Annotated in this window: 14 protein-coding genes; 6 read left to right on the top strand and 8 right to left on the bottom strand. The window is 60.2% G+C overall.

The window, feature by feature from the left end; genetic code table 11:
* The first annotated feature begins 154 nt into the window (after positions 1-154).
* The 3 genes from WKF55_04395 (at position 155) to WKF55_04385 (ending at position 3,430) form a co-directional block, all read left to right on the top strand.
* On the top strand, positions 155-1,687 hold the full coding sequence (locus tag WKF55_04395) for a hypothetical protein (GenBank protein ID MEJ7758812.1): 1,533 nt from the start codon (positions 155-157) through the stop codon (positions 1,685-1,687).
* 92 nt (positions 1,688-1,779) lie between these two features.
* A complete protein-coding gene (locus tag WKF55_04390; GenBank protein MEJ7758811.1) occupies positions 1,780-2,550 on the top strand; it encodes a histidine phosphatase family protein in 771 nt (256 codons plus the stop codon).
* 46 nt (positions 2,551-2,596) lie between these two features.
* Positions 2,597-3,430, top strand: a complete 834-nt coding sequence (locus tag WKF55_04385) for an NAD(P)H-hydrate dehydratase (protein ID MEJ7758810.1) — start codon at positions 2,597-2,599, stop codon at positions 3,428-3,430.
* Here the strand turns inward: WKF55_04385 and WKF55_04380 are convergent.
* From WKF55_04380 to WKF55_04370, 3 genes are all read right to left on the bottom strand, one after another.
* Positions 3,427-4,860, bottom strand: coding sequence for a M28 family metallopeptidase (locus WKF55_04380; GenBank protein MEJ7758809.1), 1,434 nt, complete (start codon positions 4,858-4,860; stop codon positions 3,427-3,429). The two genes, WKF55_04385 and WKF55_04380, sit on opposite strands and share 4 nt — an antisense overlap.
* A 77-nt stretch (positions 4,861-4,937) precedes the next feature.
* Entirely contained in the window at positions 4,938-6,659 is a 1,722-nt protein-coding gene (locus WKF55_04375; GenBank protein MEJ7758808.1) for an ATP-binding protein, read from the bottom strand.
* A gap of 36 nt (positions 6,660-6,695) precedes the next feature.
* Positions 6,696-7,172, bottom strand: a complete 477-nt coding sequence (locus tag WKF55_04370; protein ID MEJ7758807.1) for a YfiT family bacillithiol transferase — start codon at positions 7,170-7,172, stop codon at positions 6,696-6,698.
* 142 nt (positions 7,173-7,314) lie between these two features.
* Here WKF55_04370 and WKF55_04365 point away from each other — a divergent pair, with 142 nt between their 5' ends.
* A complete protein-coding gene (locus WKF55_04365) occupies positions 7,315-8,604 on the top strand; it encodes a cation:proton antiporter (GenBank protein MEJ7758806.1) in 1,290 nt (429 codons plus the stop codon).
* Positions 8,605-8,641: 37 nt separating this feature from the next.
* Here the strand turns inward: WKF55_04365 and WKF55_04360 are convergent, their stop codons facing one another.
* The gene (locus WKF55_04360) at positions 8,642-9,541 is read right to left on the bottom strand and encodes a c-type cytochrome (GenBank protein MEJ7758805.1); all 900 of its coding nucleotides are present in this window, start codon (positions 9,539-9,541) and stop codon (positions 8,642-8,644) included.
* Positions 9,542-9,734: 193 nt separating this feature from the next.
* Between WKF55_04360 and WKF55_04355 the strand changes: the two genes are divergently transcribed.
* A complete protein-coding gene (locus tag WKF55_04355; GenBank protein ID MEJ7758804.1) occupies positions 9,735-10,700 on the top strand; it encodes an aldo/keto reductase family protein in 966 nt (321 codons plus the stop codon).
* A gap of 86 nt (positions 10,701-10,786) precedes the next feature.
* On the opposite strand, the gene WKF55_04350 is transcribed toward WKF55_04355, so the two are convergent.
* Entirely contained in the window at positions 10,787-11,062 is a 276-nt protein-coding gene (locus tag WKF55_04350) for a hypothetical protein (protein ID MEJ7758803.1), read from the bottom strand.
* A 211-nt stretch (positions 11,063-11,273) separates the two neighbouring features.
* On the opposite strand from WKF55_04350, the gene WKF55_04345 reads away from it, so the two are divergent.
* Entirely contained in the window at positions 11,274-14,003 is a 2,730-nt protein-coding gene (locus WKF55_04345) for a glycoside hydrolase family 9 protein (GenBank protein ID MEJ7758802.1), read from the top strand.
* On the opposite strand, the gene WKF55_04340 is transcribed toward WKF55_04345, so the two are convergent.
* The 3 genes from WKF55_04340 to WKF55_04330 all read right to left on the bottom strand — a co-directional run bounded on the left by WKF55_04340 (position 13,936) and on the right by WKF55_04330 (position 15,867).
* Positions 13,936-14,820 (bottom strand): VOC family protein, encoded by an 885-nt coding sequence (locus WKF55_04340; GenBank protein MEJ7758801.1) that lies wholly within the window; start codon positions 14,818-14,820, stop codon positions 13,936-13,938. The genes WKF55_04345 and WKF55_04340 overlap by 68 nt on opposite strands.
* Positions 14,821-14,887: 67 nt before the next feature.
* Complete coding sequence (locus WKF55_04335) at positions 14,888-15,559, bottom strand: hypothetical protein (protein MEJ7758800.1); 672 nt, start codon at positions 15,557-15,559, stop codon at positions 14,888-14,890.
* Positions 15,560-15,684: 125 nt separating this feature from the next.
* A complete protein-coding gene (locus WKF55_04330; GenBank protein MEJ7758799.1) occupies positions 15,685-15,867 on the bottom strand; it encodes a hypothetical protein in 183 nt (60 codons plus the stop codon).
* Positions 15,868-16,010 lie beyond the last annotated feature (143 nt).

The raw sequence follows: 16,010 nt of genomic DNA, 5'->3' as shown, positions 1-16,010 counted from the left end.
CCACTGGTGGTTTCAGGAGGAATCACAGCCCGGTGAAACGCTGGAACGATCCCTGTGCGCGGGTATATTAGTATCCTTTCGCGAGCCGTTGTCGCCAGTATCGTACCGTCGCCGGCGAGCCGGGCTCCCGCGTCTTTCACCGTAGGAGTTGTTCATGAGAGCATATCAGACGAGTCTGTTCGCAGGTGCCGCCCTGCTTGCATCCTCATTCGCGTCGTCGACGCCGGCGTTCGCACAAACTTCGGCAGCTCCCGCAGCAGCCGCTGGGCCCGTCTGCGAAATCGATCAGAACAAAGGCCAGAATGTCGCCCGCGCTACTCTTGCGATGGCGCAGGCGCAGGCCGCGCTGAAAGGGGGAGACCCCGGGAAGGAACTCCGGACCATTGTCGGCCTGCTCAATGCCCCTGGAATCAAGACTGAAAACCCGGTTGGCCGCGCGTACCTGCTCGGCTCCGCGTACCTGTTACTGCTCGAGCAGCCCGGAATCAACCCGATCGCCGTGCGCTCGACGATTGGTCACACGGTCAATCCCACGGCGACGATCGATCTCTACGCTGCCACCGATTCGGCACTCACCGTCGTCGAGCAAAGCTCAGCTGCATGCGCATCGTTCGTTGGCCCGTTTCGCCAGCAGAAACCGTGGCTCGCGGTCACCAACGCCGCAATCAATGCGCTCAATGTCAACCAGCTCGACTCAGCGGAGATTTTCGCCCGCCGCTCGTTGACTCTCGACCGCACGTCGCCTTACGCGTATTCAGTAATGGCCAGCGTCGAAAAGAGCCGGAAGAATTATCCGGCAATGCTCGAGTACGCCAGAAAAACCCTGAGCGCCGCCGGAACCGATACGGCGTACGCCGATGTCCGCGGTCAGATGCTGTATGACGTTGCGGCGACAGCCACGCTTCGTTCCGAAGCGGCTTCAGGAGCGGAGAAGCGGACACTCGCTCGGGAAGCGATCACCGCATGGAATGCGGTTATGGCGGGCTCGACCAACGAAATCAAGGGAATGACCGCCGTTGCCAGTCTTGCCAAACTGTACATAGCCGCGGGCGACAGCGCTTCCATTCCGAAGTTGTACGCTCCGATGCTCGCCGAGCCGTCGAAATTCGGCGAGAGTGCGCTGCTGCAGGCCGGTGTCGTCGCGTCGCAGAGCAAGCGTCCGAAAGAAGCCGCGCAGTTATTTGCGGCCGTCGTTGCCCGCAACCCCTACCAGCGCGATGCCCTCAACAATCTGGCGGCCAGCTACCTGGCGATTGACGAATTTGGCAAAGTGGGCCCGGTGGTCTCCAAGCTTCTTGCACTCGACCCGAGCAACCCCGACAACTGGATGCTTTACGCTTTCATGTATCGGGGAATGATGAATGCGGCGAAGGTGCCAAAGCTCAAGAATGCTTACACCGATTCGCTCGTTCTCTACAACAGCAAGGCCGAGAAGATGCCAGTCAAGGTGGCATTCACCGAGTTTTCGCGTAACAACGATGGCACCACGCTCGTCGGTACCGTCGAGAACCGGGCGGCTGCTTCGAAGTCGTTCACTATGAGCGTTGATTTCCTCGATTCAAAAGGTAGCGTGATTTTCACCGAAACCGTGCCGGTTGGCCCGGTTTCGGGAAAGGGCAGCAAGGAATTCCGCATCAAGAGCCCAAAGACCGGCGTTGCCGGCTTCCGGTACAAGCCGCTCGTATGACGGCCAACCGAATGTAGTAAGCGGATCGAGGGGCGGTGCGCGCATCATGCACCGCCCTTCAGCGTTGGTATCTCCCCTGACCGGCTTTCTCCGTGCCCAACTCCCAGATCTGGCCTGACCTCTTATACATAGTTCGCCACGGCGAGTCGGCCGGGAACGTCGCCCGCGAGGCAGCGATGCTGGCTGGCGACGACACCATCGACATCGACACAAGGGATGTCGATGTTCCCCTTTCGCCGCTGGGCGAGCAGCAGTCGATGGCCCTCGGCCGATGGTTCGCGGCGCTCCCACAGGCCCAACAGCCTACCGTCGTTCTCACATCTCCGTATCTGCGAGCTCGCAACACAGCGGCAATCATTGCATCGTCCGCGGGCTTCAGTCACGATCGTTTTTCCCTTGTTGTCGACGAGCGCCTGCGCGAGAAGGAATTCGGAATTCTCGACCGGCTCACCAGCATCGGAATCAAGTCGTATCATCCTGATCAAGCCGAATTTCGCCGGCTGCTCGGCAAGTTCTATCATCGCCCGCCGGGTGGCGAGAGCTGGTGTGATGTGATACTGCGGCTTCGCAGTGCAATCGAGATGATTTCGCGGGAGTATTGCGGGGAGCGCGTACTCCTCGTTTGCCATTCGGTGGTCGTGCTCTGCATGCGCTATCTGCTCGAGCACATGACGGAAGAGCAGATCCTTGCAATCGACCGCGCAAACGAAGTAGCCAACTGCTCGGTTACTTCATACGAGTACGATGACGCGGCCAAGCCGCGGGGCAAACTGAGTTTGCAGGTATTCAACTTCGTGGCCCCTCTGGAAGATGCCGGAGCACCTGTCACATCCAGGCCCGATGCGACAATTGCCGCCAAATAAAGGCACTCGGACCCGAATCACCCGTGCACAGCTTCGCAGGTGGTCATTGCCCTCCGCAGGGGGCAATGACGACAAGGAGGCGCGCGGCCGGGTTCTAATCGTCGGCGGCAGCAACGCCATCCCCGGCGCGGTCGTCCTCGCCGGCATTGCGGCGTTGCGCGCCGGCGCCGGGAAACTGCAGATCGCCAGCACCCACACGGTCGCGCCGTTCATTGGCGTTAGCGTTCCTGAGTCGATGTCAATCGGTCTCGACGAGACAGCGGCTGGAGGAATCAGGAGGCAATCGCTGGCAAAGGTCATCGAGCACTCCAATGTCAGCGATGCGACCCTGATTGGGCCAGGCATGCCCAACGATGTCGAGACCGGACGTCTCGTCGCGCTGTTCCTTGCCCGGGTTGATGGTCCGGCCGTGGTCCTCGACGCCGCTGCGCTCACGGGACTGTCAGAGCACGCCAGCCTGCTCCATCGCCTCGACGGGAGGATTGTCCTGACGCCTCACGCGGGCGAGATGGCCGCTATGCTCGGAATGGACAAGGCGGAGATCGATCGCGACCCAGGTGCGGCGGCACGCGATGCAGCCATCACCATGCGGGCAGTGGTGGTTCTTAAGGGCTCCCATACAATCATCGCTGCACCTGATGGCAGTGTGTGCAGGTACGACGGTGGTGATGTTGGACTCGCCACCTCTGGCTCGGGCGATACCCTTGCCGGAATTGTCGCCGGGCTTCTGGCCCGCGGAACCGATCCGCTTCACGCCGCGGCATGGGCAGTCTTTCTGCACGGAGCGGCGGGAAATGCGCTTGCGAAAAAGATGGGCAGAACCGGATTTCTAGCCCGGGAGCTGCTCGCCGAGATCCCCGCGATCATGAACGGAATCTAGGAAGCCGGCGGAACCGCCCGCGGCAGCGTTTCAGGCATGTCGGCAATCACGTAGGCCATCACTGCCATAAGCGCCACGCACTCGGCGACTTCCCTTGGATTCAGCTTGTCCATCGTATCGCCTGCGCTGTGGTGATACCAGAAATAGCGGGACCCGTCCACTACCGGCGCGACAGACGGCACCCCAGCCGCGTAGAGTGGCCCGATGTCAGCCTGCGGACCGCCCGGCACCGCCGAGGCCGCGCCAAATCGCGACAACAGCGACGCAATGTCGCGCGCCATCGCCACCCCTGCCGGCGTGCTGCCCACACTCACTCCGCTTGGCTTGAAAACACCGTTATCCGATTCCATCGCCATCACATGTCGGGCAAGTTCATTCACGTGGGCGTCGCGGTATGCGGTTGCACCCCGCAGTCCGTTCTCCTCGTTCGTCCACAGCACCACCCGCACCGTTCGGCGCGGCCTCAGTCCGAGCTTCTTCATCAGCCGCACCGCTTCCCAGGCGGCAACACTCCCGCCCGCATCGTCCATGGCCCCCTGCCCTACATCCCATGAATCGATGTGACCGCCAAGCACTACAATCTCTTCCGGCTTCTCCCTCCCGACGATCTCGGCGACGACATTCCGCGACCGTGCATCGGGGAGAGTCTTCGCATCCATCCTGAGGGTCAGGACGATCTGCTCGCCCCGGTCACTCATTCGATGCAGCATCATGGCGTCTTCAACGCTCAACGCGGCAGCGGGAATGCGCGCAACGGTTGTGTCATAGTTCATGGCGCCGGTATGCGGGCTCTGAATGGAAAACGATGCGACGCTCCGGACGAGCGCAGCCCGCGCGCCTGCCCTCGCTGCCGCTGAGGCCGCACCGCCCCGATAGCGAACCGTTTCGCCGTAGCTGGTGAACGGAACGTCGAACAGCACAATCTTCCCTTTCGCTTCGGATGCACGTGCTTCGAGATCAGCGAAGCTGGTGACGACAATGACAAGCGCCGTGATTCCGCCACGCGGTGTCCCAACGCTCCGTCCCAGTCCGATCATGTGAAGCTTCTGCGCGCGGGGCTTCAGGAGGTGCGCCGACTCTTCCCCGCGTACCCAGTGCGGAACCATCACCGGTTCACCGCGCACGTTCTCGAGTCCATCCCGCTTCATCTCGCCAATGATCCAGTCCAGTGCAGATTCGAGCGCTTGCGATCCGCTCAGCCGGTGGCCGAACGTATCAGTGAGGCGCGCGGTACGGCTCCAGGCCGCACTGTCACCGAGCGCCGCATCAATCAACCGGTTCGCCACCGCCCGGTAGCTGTCGGCAATGGGCGTTGATCCCGGCTCCGAAGGTTGCTGGCCCGCGAGCGGCTCGGCGAATGCCGTCAGCCACGCGACACTGGCAACGAGAACTGCACGGCGAATGATGACGGAGGAAAAGTGAGTAGACATTAACCACGGGTAAGTGGTGGATAGCCGCAGGAAAGAGACTGGACGAACTTCGGCGGCAGTCAGGTGTGACCGGTCGATCAAACCGGAGCTATCCCGCGCAACGGAGTGGCTCGCGGGCGCGTCACGGACAGAGGAACGACCTTGGCCGGCAGGATAATGGTGAAAGAGGTTCCGCTTCCAGCAGTGCTCAGCACGGTGATGTCTCCGCCCATGAGATTGGCAAGCCTGCGCGTCACGGTGAGTCCGAGCCCCGTACCGGTAGTGCGCCGCGTGGCCTTCTGCTCGACCTGCCAGAAGGGCTCGAAGATTTTATGATGGTGCTCGGAGTCGATGCCAGGGCCCGTGTCCGATACAACCAGAACTACCTGATCGCCGCGGACTTCACCCATCACCCTCACGCTGCCTTCCTCGGTGAACTTTACTGCATTCGAAAGCAGATTTACGAGCATCTGCCTGACCTTGGTGGCGTCAGTCTGGATAATTGTTTCGACAAGCGGTTTCACCGCCTGTAGATCGAGACGCCTGGCCCTCGCCAGGGGCTCGACGATTTCCACGGAGTCGTCGATCAGACTACGAAGATCGGCGGGTTCTATCGTAAGAGTTTCCTGCCCTGCATCGAGTCGTGTGAAGGTGAGGATCTCATCGATCAGGGACAGCAGGTGCCGCGCGCTCACCTTGATTCTACCCAGCTGCTGCGTCTGCTGCTCATTGACCGGGCCGGTAATCCCATCGGCCAGTAGTTCCTGATAACCCATGATTGCAGCGAGCGGTGTACGCAGTTCGTGCGACATCACCGCCAGGAAATCGCTCTTGGCGCCGTTCGCGCGCTCGGCCTCGGCACGCGCCGCCATCGCCTGCGTCGTCGCCGCTTCGGCATCGGCTCGCGCCCGTTCGGAAGCTTCATGCGCTTTCTGCTCGCGCACATAGAGATCAGCCCGTGTCCGATCTGTCGATCGCAGCACACGAGCACTCCACCCGATAAGCAGCAAAAACGCGACCATTTCCGCTACAACCACAAACGACGCGCCGAGGTTGCTGTCGAACAGTCCGTTGTTCTCTCCGGCTACCCGCAGGAGAGTGAACACGATGGGAAGAACAAGTGTGCCGGGTATCAGCCTCCGGGCCACAAAGCCCGCTGCCCCAGGGTCCATGAGAAGTGCAGGCACACCGCGATCCAGCTGCGAGAACAACAGTCCGACACCCAGCAGAGTGAACGTGATTGCAGAGTAGAGCGACATCCCCGACAGCATCTGGAAACTGTAGAAATTCCGTACGCCGAAAGTGTACCCGATGAGCGCGAGAAATGAGATGATAAGCATCAATGTCGCGAGGAACTGGGAACTCATCCTCCGCGATTCGCGGTCGCGTTGCAGCAGGACAAGACCCGCTGAGCAGATCAGAAAAACGAACGCTGTATTGAGGGCCATGCGGCCGGAGGCGCGCGCATCGGAGCTTACCACTTCGTCGTGGAAGAGCGTTGTATGCAGCCCGAATGGGATGCTGAACGCATACTCGGCAAGTGTGACGAGCGCGATCCCGCCGACGACCACAGCGAGGATTCTCGAAGCGATCATCGACCACCGCACGTCCGTGTACTGGGCCAGCAGGAGCGCGGTGCCGGCTATTGCAAATGACACCCCCGACAGCGGAAGCATTGGAATCCCTCCGCTCCACTCGCCTTTCAGGGCAGCGATGCCAAAAGCCCATCCGAGCAGGGCCAGACAACCGGCGACCAGAACTACGGTGCCCAGCAACAGCGGCAGCAATCTGAAAGATCGAACCAGTTTGCGGTGCTCCATCGGCGAAATTGCCGGCAACTGCATGCTACGCGTGCCTCACCAACCCCGTCGTTCCCTCAACCTGGTAATCTGTCCAACGTGCTTTGCGCCATGATCGGCGTAAATCGCGAGCAGATCATCGAGAGTGACGTCGCCGCGTTCGGGATGAGTCGCGCTTCGCGACCAAGCGGGTTCCGGCAGCCGCGAAAGAAAAAATGCCCACCGCTCGTGCAGGCCATCCAGCATTTCCAGCGACGGGCCCACTGGCATCATGGAATCCTGCATCGCCGCCCACGCATCCTGATCGTAAGTCTTGATCACCGGATGGTCCTCCGCAACAATCCATTTGAAGCGAAGGTAGGCATTGGCGTGGGAATCGACGAGGTGATGCACAACCTGCCGCACCGTCCAGCCCCCATCTCGATAGCGCGTATCGAGTTGCGCATCATCGAGTCCCGCTACCGCTGCCCGAATGGCTGGTGGACATGCGCGCAGTTGCGCGATCATGGCGTTGCGTTGATCAGTTGTAAGCATTGCGTGCACGAAAGATTGGGGCACTCTTGCGCGTGCGACTCGCGCGGCTGCAGAGAAAAAAGCTAGTAGTTTACGACTTGGCCCAATAGATGAACGCCGTTCTTTTTTCGCCGAGACCTTTGTTCACCCCTACGCCCGCGCGATGACCGAGCATTCGTTTCCCCACCTGCTTGCTGTCCTCGTTGCACTGCTCCTCACTGCCAAGGCGCTCGGGTTCATGGCGCAGAAACTCGGCCAGCCAGCGGTGGTCGGAGAACTCATCGCCGGCATCATTCTCGGCGGGTCAGTGCTTGGAATCCTCGATCCCGCTGACCCGGTTCTTCGCAGTTTCGCCGAGCTCGGCGTGCTGGTACTTCTGTTCGAGATCGGGCTGCACACGGACATCCGCTCACTGATGAAGGTGGGCAACGCCGCGATGGCAGTCGGCTTCGTGGGTGTTGTCCTGCCCTTTGGCCTCGGATACGCAGCGAGCAGCGCGCTCGGACTGGCAACACTGCCGGCCATCATCGCCGGTGCCGCGCTAACCGCGACATCCATTGGCATTTCCGCGAGAACGCTTTCAGATCTGGGACAGCTCGACACTCCGGAAGGTCAGATTGTGCTCGGCGCAGCGGTACTCGATGACGTGGTGGGACTGGTCATTCTCTCAGTGGTGAGCGGCCTCGTCGGAGGCGCCACGCTGACGCTTGGAGGCGTTGCCGTGACGAGCGGCATCGCGATCGGGTTCGTCATTGGCGCAATCGTACTCGGAGGCGTGCTCATACCGCCGCTGTTCCGCATCGTCGGCCGGGTCGAAGCAAGCGGTACGCTTGGCATCGCAGGCCTCACATTCGCGTTCATGCTCGCATGGCTGGCCTCACTGGCAGGATCAGCCACCATCATTGGCGCGTTTGCTGCCGGACTCGTGCTGCACAATACTTCGCAAAAGGCGGAGATAGAGAAAGCGACCACTGCTCTCGGTCATTTTTTTGTGCCCATTTTTTTTGCTGCCGTCGGGGCGGCGGTCGAATTGAACACCCTTGCCGACGCGCGGGCACTGGCAATCGGCGGTGCGTTGATCGCGGTCGGAGTACTCGGCAAGCTCGCCGCCGGCTACGCTCCCTTCTGGCTGAAGGGCGACAAGACGCTCATCGGCGTCGCGATGATACCGCGAGGGGAGGTGGGCCTCATTTTCGCCCAGATGGGTCTCGCAACTGGAGCGCTGACATCCCAGTTATTCAGCGCAATCGCGCTGATGGTGCTGGTAACTACCTTTATCGCCCCGCCATGGCTTGCCGTGCTGGTTGCACGGAAAAAATGCGCGGCCGGGACCATACCGCATGAGGAAGAATCCAACGCGCGATACGACCGGCCCGGCGACGGTGGCATCGACGACCTGGTGGCCGGTGCAGCCCGGAATTTTGAGCGTAACGATCGACCTCCGGTGCCCTGAATCTCGTCCAGCCGATCGACCCTGTTTTCGACTGACTCTAATTTGCCCGCACTGCCTTTGCCGGCCTCGAACGAAGATAGATCCACAACGCCCGCATCTCGTTGTCCGTTAGTTCCTTCATCGCAGGCCAGGGCATCGCTGCACTAAGTACGCGTCCATCAGGGCGAACGCCAGTTCGAATCGTTTTGAAAAAGTCAGCTTCCGTCCATTTTCCCATGTCACCTTCAGGAGTAAGGTTCGGCACCTTCACTCCCTCGATTGTGTTTCCGCCGCCGACGTCCTGGCCATGGCAGCCGGTGCATCCGCCGGCCTTCGCGAGATATTCGCCGTACTCAGCGGTCACTCCCTCGGCGACAGGCGCAGGTCTGGGCTCGCCACGCGGGGTGATCTCCGCGGGAATCAGAGGGAAATCGCCAAAGAGATAAATGATTCTGGCAATCGGCCCGATCTGCTGCATCGGAGCGAAAGTCATGTCTGCGGATGGCAGGGTCTTGAGGTATGCGATGATCGCGCCGAGGTCTGCGTCATTGAAGTGGTAGAACGCCTCGGAGGGCATGAAGATGAGTGGCTTACCGTCCCGGCCAACGCCGTGACGAATAGCCCGCACATAGTCGGCCTCGCTGTACGAGCCGCCAATTCCGCCTTTGCCTGCAGTGAGGTTCGAGGACGTCAGTCTTGCAAACACAGGAGCGTCCATCATCACTTTACCCGCCATGTCGTCTCCATGGCATACCTGGCATTTGCCAGTCGTCAGCGAAAGATGTTTTCCGCGCGCAATGGCTGCCGCATCCGTTGGAATCGCCACTGCAGCGACTTCGGTCGGATAAGTCTTTCCCATTCGCGATGACGTAATTGCGTAAACAGTTCCAACCGCCAGCAGGATGACTGCCACAAGTCCGCCGACGATATAACCAAGCCACTTGAACGCTTTCTTCATGGGTGTCCCGGCAAACAGGTCATGGAAAGTGAGATTCGGCGCTCCAACCTATTAGCTGCTGTTCCGGACGTCTAGCTTCAATCCTGCGATACTATGCAGTCCCTTCGACAATCTCCTGTTTCAGGGCCGCGACATGAATGGCGGCAGTCGCCACTCCGTCGTTCGCATTCCCGACCTCATGCCCACTTTCTCAATGGAATACCGACAGCTGGGGAACAGCGATCTTCGCGTCCCCGAGATCTCACTTGGATCGTGGCTTACATATGGCCTCGGCGTTGACGATGACAATGCACGCGCATGTCTCAAGAGGGCATTCGACGAGGGCATCAATTTCATCGACACTGCCAATATTTACGGCCGCGGCGCGGCTGAAACTTTCCTCGGCAGCGAGCTCGCCGGCCGCGATCGTTCATCCTACATGCTCGCGACGAAGTTGTATTTCCCGATGACTGCCGATGATCGGGGGCTCTCGGCGCTGCAGATTCGCAAGCAGATCGATGCATCCCTGAAGCGGCTTCGCACCGACTACGTGGATCTTTACCAGTGTCACCGCTACGACGGCAACACTCCGCTCGACGAAACGATGACCGCGCTGACGGAGGTCGTCAATCAGGGCAAGGCGCGCTACATAGGCTTCAGTGAATGGACCGCGCCGCAGATACAGGCCGCCGCCGACATCGACGGCGTGGAGAGGTTCGTGTCGAGCCAGCCTCAGTATTCGATGCTCTGGCGCGAACCGGAAAAGGAAGTAATTCCGCTGTGTGCGCGAATTGGGATTGGCCAGATAGTATGGTCGCCGCTCGCCCAGGGAGTGCTTACCGGCAAATACCTTCCCGGGAAACAACCACCAGCCGACTCACGGGCTGCAAACGACGACATGAACGCATTCTTCGGAGACGATCTGCGGAACGACGGTACGCTCGCCGCAGTCCAGCGATTGGTGCCTATCGCTGACGATCTTGGAATTACGATGGCGCAAATGGCGCTCGCGTGGGTTCTGCGGCAGGGTGGTGTTTCGTCGGCAATAGTCGGCGCGAGCAGGCCGGCACAGGTGAGTGATAACGCCCGTGCGGCCGGCGTCCGACTCGATGATGAGACTCTAAAATCGATCGACTCTGTGCTCATGCCCGTGCTCGAGACGTTGAAGAGCACTCAATAGCGACTGATCGGGAATTAGTAGCTGCTCGTTACTATTACCGTCTCTGTTCGACAGAACTGAGGCGCTGGCCGGGAAAGGGGGGGCGATCACCTTACGAACCGCTCGGCGAGTTGCACCAGTCGCTCGTCATCGGCAGCGCGGGCACGAATGAGGATGGCTTCGACGAACGGCTTCAACCGCTCCTCGCCCCAGTAGTATCCGGTCGCCATTTCTGCACTGCCAGTATCGCCCTCCCGCGCCGCCTCCAGCATTGCCTCGGCGGCTGCGGCATCGAAGCCAGGGTCGGCTCGATCCGGGAGATTGAATCTCCGGGCAGGGTTGCCCCATTGCCCAGCGTCTTCGTTGACAAACGCCCTCGACACTATCTCCTCCGTTGTGTGATCAACCGCCCGTGCCCGCTGCACCAGTATCGAGTGCCTGACAAAGCCGTTCAATTGGAACAATCGTGCCGCCTCCCGGACCACGGGGCCGTCCCGGTTTACGCCTCGCCTACACCTTGTTCTTTATCGATAACAGCAAACTCCACGAGCACGGTGCTTGATCCCTCCGAATCCCCGGCGTATTACCTAAGCCATGAAATCCCGATGCCTGCGCGCACTGGCGCTCGTGATCGTCTCGGTCGCTGCCGCCAGCGCGGCTGCGCAGACACCGCATCTTCCCATGCCGATCGATCCCAGGCACTCGGCGGAAGCAGGCTGGCTCGCGAAGGAAGTGATTGCCACGCGCTCTCTCGACGACATGACTCGCAGGGAAAACTGGGTATTTCAGGGAACGGGGAAGCTGACATTCCTTCCGTCTACAAATCATCCCGCACGGATTCCAGCGCTGAGAGTGGACATGGACATGTTCACCCGGATACCCGCCCCGACCCGAAGCAAGCTGTCGTCCGTGAATCTGAAGCGTGCGTTCACTGGTGAGAACTGGAGTGACTACAATCGCATCTCTTTCTGGGTACGGCCGCAGTTGTCCGGGTTTCCCATGCTTCCAATCCAGATTGTCCTTCACAATGACGGAAAGGAGAAAGTGCCGGATGCGTACTACCGTGAAGGCATCCACTACGTAACGCTGGAGAACGACAAGTGGCAGCAGGTGGTCTGGGAGATCACCCCCCTCGCGCGGGACAAGGTCACGTCGCTCGAGATTGGCTATTGGGTAAACAAGATGCTGGCGGCGCCGACCGACCGGGTGGCATTCGAAATCGGCAGCGTCGAGTTGCAGCGAGTGACCCCTGATCACTATGAAGGATGGAAAGTTGCTCCGGGCAAAATCGCTTACAGTCACACGGGATATCAGTCGGGGTCACAGAAAACCGCGCTTGCCAGCGGTCTCTCCGCCCGCCGCTTCAGTTTGATCCGTATCGGTGATGGCACGTCAGAAAAAGTGGTTCTCGAGAAGCCGGTCCAGACTGTGAACACGCGCTTCGGCGAATTCCAGCGAATTGATTTTTCCGAGGTTCGCGATGCGGGTAGCTATGTCATTGCTGCCGGCGACGTGCGTACGCGGTTGTTCCGTATCGACGACAATGTCTGGAAGGGAACCCTCTGGAAAACGATCAACTTCTTTTACGCCGAGCGCTGCGGGTATGCAGTGCCGGGACATCATGGCGTGGATCACAAGGACTGGTTCGCTACGCTGGGCGACAGGAAGATCGTTATGAACGGAGGGTGGCACGACGCGGGCGACCTGTCGCAGGGGGTGATCAACACCGGTGAAGCGACTTACGCCATGTTCGCCCTTGCCGAGCAGTTAATGGCCAGGGGCGGAGAACCGGAGTTGTCGCGACGGCTCATCGAGGAAGCGAAGTGGGGCCTCGACTGGGTGTTGAAAGTCCGGTTTCCCGGCGGATATCGCATTGCGTTTGCTTCGCACAACCTCTGGTCGAACGGGATAATCGGGGACGAGGACGACCGTTCTCGAGAAGCAAAGAACAACCCGAACGCCAACTACATTGCGGCGGCTGCCGAGGCGATTGCCTATCGCGTGCTTAAACGGACCGACCCGGTGCTCGCTGCGCGCAGTCTTGCGACCGCAGAGGAGGACTGGCGTTTCGCCATTGCGGGCACGGAAGGTCCAGGGACGTGGCACACCCCAGCATTTGCGGCGTCGCCCGTAGAGCTGGCTGGCATAGGCATCCTCGCGTCGCTCGAGCTTCACAGCGTCACTGGGAAAAAGCAGTATGCCGACAAGGGTTTCGAGCTCGCGCGGATCATTGTGGCTTCTCAGCAGAAGAGTTTCGTCGGCACGACATTTCCGCTTGCAGGTTTCTTTTACACCGGACCTGATCGGGACACGCTGTTCCATCAGTTCCATCGTGGTAACGATCAGGCTCCGATCATTGGCCTGAGCAGGCTTGTCGCCGAGTTTCCCCGGCATGAGGACTGGATGAGCTGGTATTCGGTTGTAGCGTTGTATTCTGAATATCAGAAAAAGAGCTCGCGCGCGACCGCGCCGTGGGGCGTTTTGCCTGCGTACGTTTACCACGACCGGGAATTTCTGCAGGTGCCTGAAAAGGGCGCGCTGCATATGGCAACGCGTGATGCATTTCGCGATCAGGTTCTGAACGGCATGCCAATGGGTGGCGGGTACTACCTGAAAGCCTTCCCGGTGTGGTTTGCGCGACGCGGTAACTATGGTGTGCTGCTATCTCAGGCGAAGGCGCTATCGGCAGCCTCGCAGTTACGCGGCGACCGGCTCGGACTCGAGCTGGCACAGACTCAGGCACAGTGGATTGTCGGCCGAAACCCCTTCGTTCAAAGCACCATGTATGGCGAGGGTTATGACTGGGCCCAGCAGTACAACGTTTCTTCCGGTGACATGGTTGGATCACTTCCCGTCGGAATGCAGAGTCGCGGCAACACCGATCTCCCGTACTGGCCGTCGCAGAACATGTACGTCTACAAGGAAGTCTGGATACACCCTGCAAGCCGGTGGCTGTGGCTCATGCAGGATCTGGCTGGCCCGACGTCAAGCGATGATTCTACCCCGATCGCTGCAGGCGCGGCGCTGAAGTTTGCGGTAGTCTCAGAGACGAGTGCGAAAGGGGAAGTCACAATCAATCTCGAAGCGTCGGGCTCGGGTGTTCACACCTTTTCCGTCCGTGCAGAGAACCTCGTGACGAATCCGGTTGCCAGGTCCGTATCGCTGCGGCCAGGAAAAAGCCAAAAGCTTCAATGGAGAACGCCGATACTTTCAACCAGTGCGCCCTGGGTTGCGGTTGTAATTCCGGATGGAGACGTCAAGCGCCGGCGCGAAGTGCTGGGCTCACTCCCGAGGTTCGCTGGAAAACATGTAACCGAGCTCTGATTCCCCACGGATCAGTGGCAGTCACGCATCCGTCGATGCGATCTACGGCGAATCCCGCGCTTTCGATGCTCTTCGCGGCCGATTCGGCGCTTCGCGAGTCTGGCAGCACGAGTTCCCAGTCGAGAAGGCGCGCGTCGTCATCATTCGCGAGACGGGCTCCCGCGGCCCAGGTGTTGACCGCCACATGATGATGGTAGCCCCCGGCCGCCATGAACAGCGCTCCCGGGTAGCCCCATACGGTCTTGTCCAGGCCCATTGCTGCATGATAAAAGGCAGCGGCTTCCTCCAGATCACCAACATGAAAGTGAACGTGGCCGATCCTTGTGCCTGCAGGCGGCCCGGTCCATCGCTCGCTACCCGCGGACTCGACGAGGCTTTCAGTGTCGAGCGGTTTTGTCGCAATCTCCCGCTGCCCGCCGGCCGACGTCCAGCTTTCCCGAGGCCGGTCGGCGTAGACTTCTACTCCCAGGCCGTCCGGATCAGTGAGATAAAGTGCCTCGCTTACCAGATGGTCGGCCATACCGGGCTGGATGCCGATCGCCGAAAGGTGGAGAAGAAACTGGCCGAGTGAAGCCCGATTGGGCAGCAGCACTGCGAAATGATATAGACCGATCAATCCGCGCCGGGGCATCCGCGCTACGCCATGCCTCTGGCATAATTCGATAAGCGCAGTGTTGTCGTTTGCGGCTGTAAGGGTCGCCGACCCCTCGGATCTGTGGAGCGTGCGAAATCCGAGAACCGTTTCGTAGTACGCGACTGACTGGCTGAGATCACCGATCTGAAGTCTGACCCGGCCGATGTGCGCCGATGGGGGCAATCGGTACCCAGGGGGTGGAACACCGATGTCATTCATCAAAGAGAATTCTGTCAAACTCGGCCGGGTGCTAGGTCCGGTGTGCTTCTGCCTGATGTGATATCGATCCGATCTTGCCGACGGGCGCGGCTTCGGAAAGCAACCGGGTCACGAACCGCTGGCCTTCGGCCACTCGCTCGATCTCGATTGCAATTGACTCCATTCCCTGCTCCAGGCGTTCCAGACGTTGCGCTGATTCCGGTGGAAACGACGTCTGCAAGGGAGTACGGCTGGAACCTTTCCATATCCGCCGCGCGTACGCAAGCGCGATTGGAAAGAGAACGAAGACCGTGAACGCACCGGAGAGGGCGGCGACGTTTTCGGGAATGTCGTTGCCAGGTAGCGGGCCTGCGCCTGAAACAGTTGCCAGCGGAGCAGCGGAGAGCTGGCGGCCTGTCGCCGCGATATCGGTTTCCAGCTGCATCAGGCGCGTATCGAGCACGGCAAGCTGGCCTTCAATTCCAGCGCGCGGTGCTCCCTCGGGCTGGGCGCGAAGCTCCTGTGACAGCCGGCGTCGCCGGCCTGCCGATGATTGCTGCTGGTTTGACAATTCCTCGCGCCTTGCGCGAAGGTCGGCCACGCCCTGTTTCGTGAGCGGAATAGCCAGTGTCTGGCTTGTTCCATCGGCGTTAGTGACGGTTACCGTTGCGCGACCGCTCGACGGCGCTGGTGTCGCCTGCGCGGGACCACTGGAGGCTTGCATGAGACAAACCTACGGCATGGTCACCGCCGGCGTTTCACGGCTGCAAGCGTGCTGCATCGCCCGGACAATGGCGGAGAGATTTGCCGGTGCAGCAATTCGTGGAGCGTTACAATCGCACAAATCGATTACTGGCGGGAGACCTTTCTCATTTTCGTCTCGGGGTTCGTCGAGAATCGAAAGGTGAACCAGGCGAGGTCGGTAACGAGTTCATCGTACAGAGCAGGAGTCATGGCCGAAGCCAGAGGATCGGTCCTGCCGGCGATCTCGGCTTTCAGATGGTCTATCCACTGCTGGGTGAAGTCCGCCATACAAGGGTTCCTTTGCAGATGAGATTTCGCGCCTGAAACTGTCATGTAGATCGCGCCTGCACACAAATTAGCGTGCGGCTGACTCGCCGGAGTTGCGAGCGCATCCTCGACGCTGCTGATGCTGGCGAAGCCGCAACGTCGCG

Source organism: Gemmatimonadaceae bacterium, assembly GCA_037721215.1.
GTDB lineage: Bacteria > Gemmatimonadota > Gemmatimonadetes > Gemmatimonadales > Gemmatimonadaceae > UBA4720.
This window is presented reverse-complemented; position numbering and strand designations above follow the sequence as displayed.

Coding starts and splice junctions, on each gene's coding strand:
- WKF55_04395 (MEJ7758812.1), top strand. CDS start 155: ATGAGAGCATATCAGACGAGTCTGTTCGCAGGTGCCGCCCTGCTTGCA.
- WKF55_04380 (MEJ7758809.1), bottom strand. CDS start 4,860: ATGTCTACTCACTTTTCCTCCGTCATCATTCGCCGTGCAGTTCTCGTT.
- WKF55_04375 (MEJ7758808.1), bottom strand. CDS start 6,659: ATGGAGCACCGCAAACTGGTTCGATCTTTCAGATTGCTGCCGCTGTTG.
- WKF55_04370 (MEJ7758807.1), bottom strand. CDS start 7,172: ATGCTTACAACTGATCAACGCAACGCCATGATCGCGCAACTGCGCGCA.
- WKF55_04365 (MEJ7758806.1), top strand. CDS start 7,315: ATGACCGAGCATTCGTTTCCCCACCTGCTTGCTGTCCTCGTTGCACTG.
- WKF55_04360 (MEJ7758805.1), bottom strand. CDS start 9,541: ATGAAGAAAGCGTTCAAGTGGCTTGGTTATATCGTCGGCGGACTTGTG.
- WKF55_04355 (MEJ7758804.1), top strand. CDS start 9,735: ATGGAATACCGACAGCTGGGGAACAGCGATCTTCGCGTCCCCGAGATC.
- WKF55_04345 (MEJ7758802.1), top strand. CDS start 11,274: ATGAAATCCCGATGCCTGCGCGCACTGGCGCTCGTGATCGTCTCGGTC.
- WKF55_04335 (MEJ7758800.1), bottom strand. CDS start 15,559: ATGCAAGCCTCCAGTGGTCCCGCGCAGGCGACACCAGCGCCGTCGAGC.
- WKF55_04330 (MEJ7758799.1), bottom strand. CDS start 15,867: ATGGCGGACTTCACCCAGCAGTGGATAGACCATCTGAAAGCCGAGATC.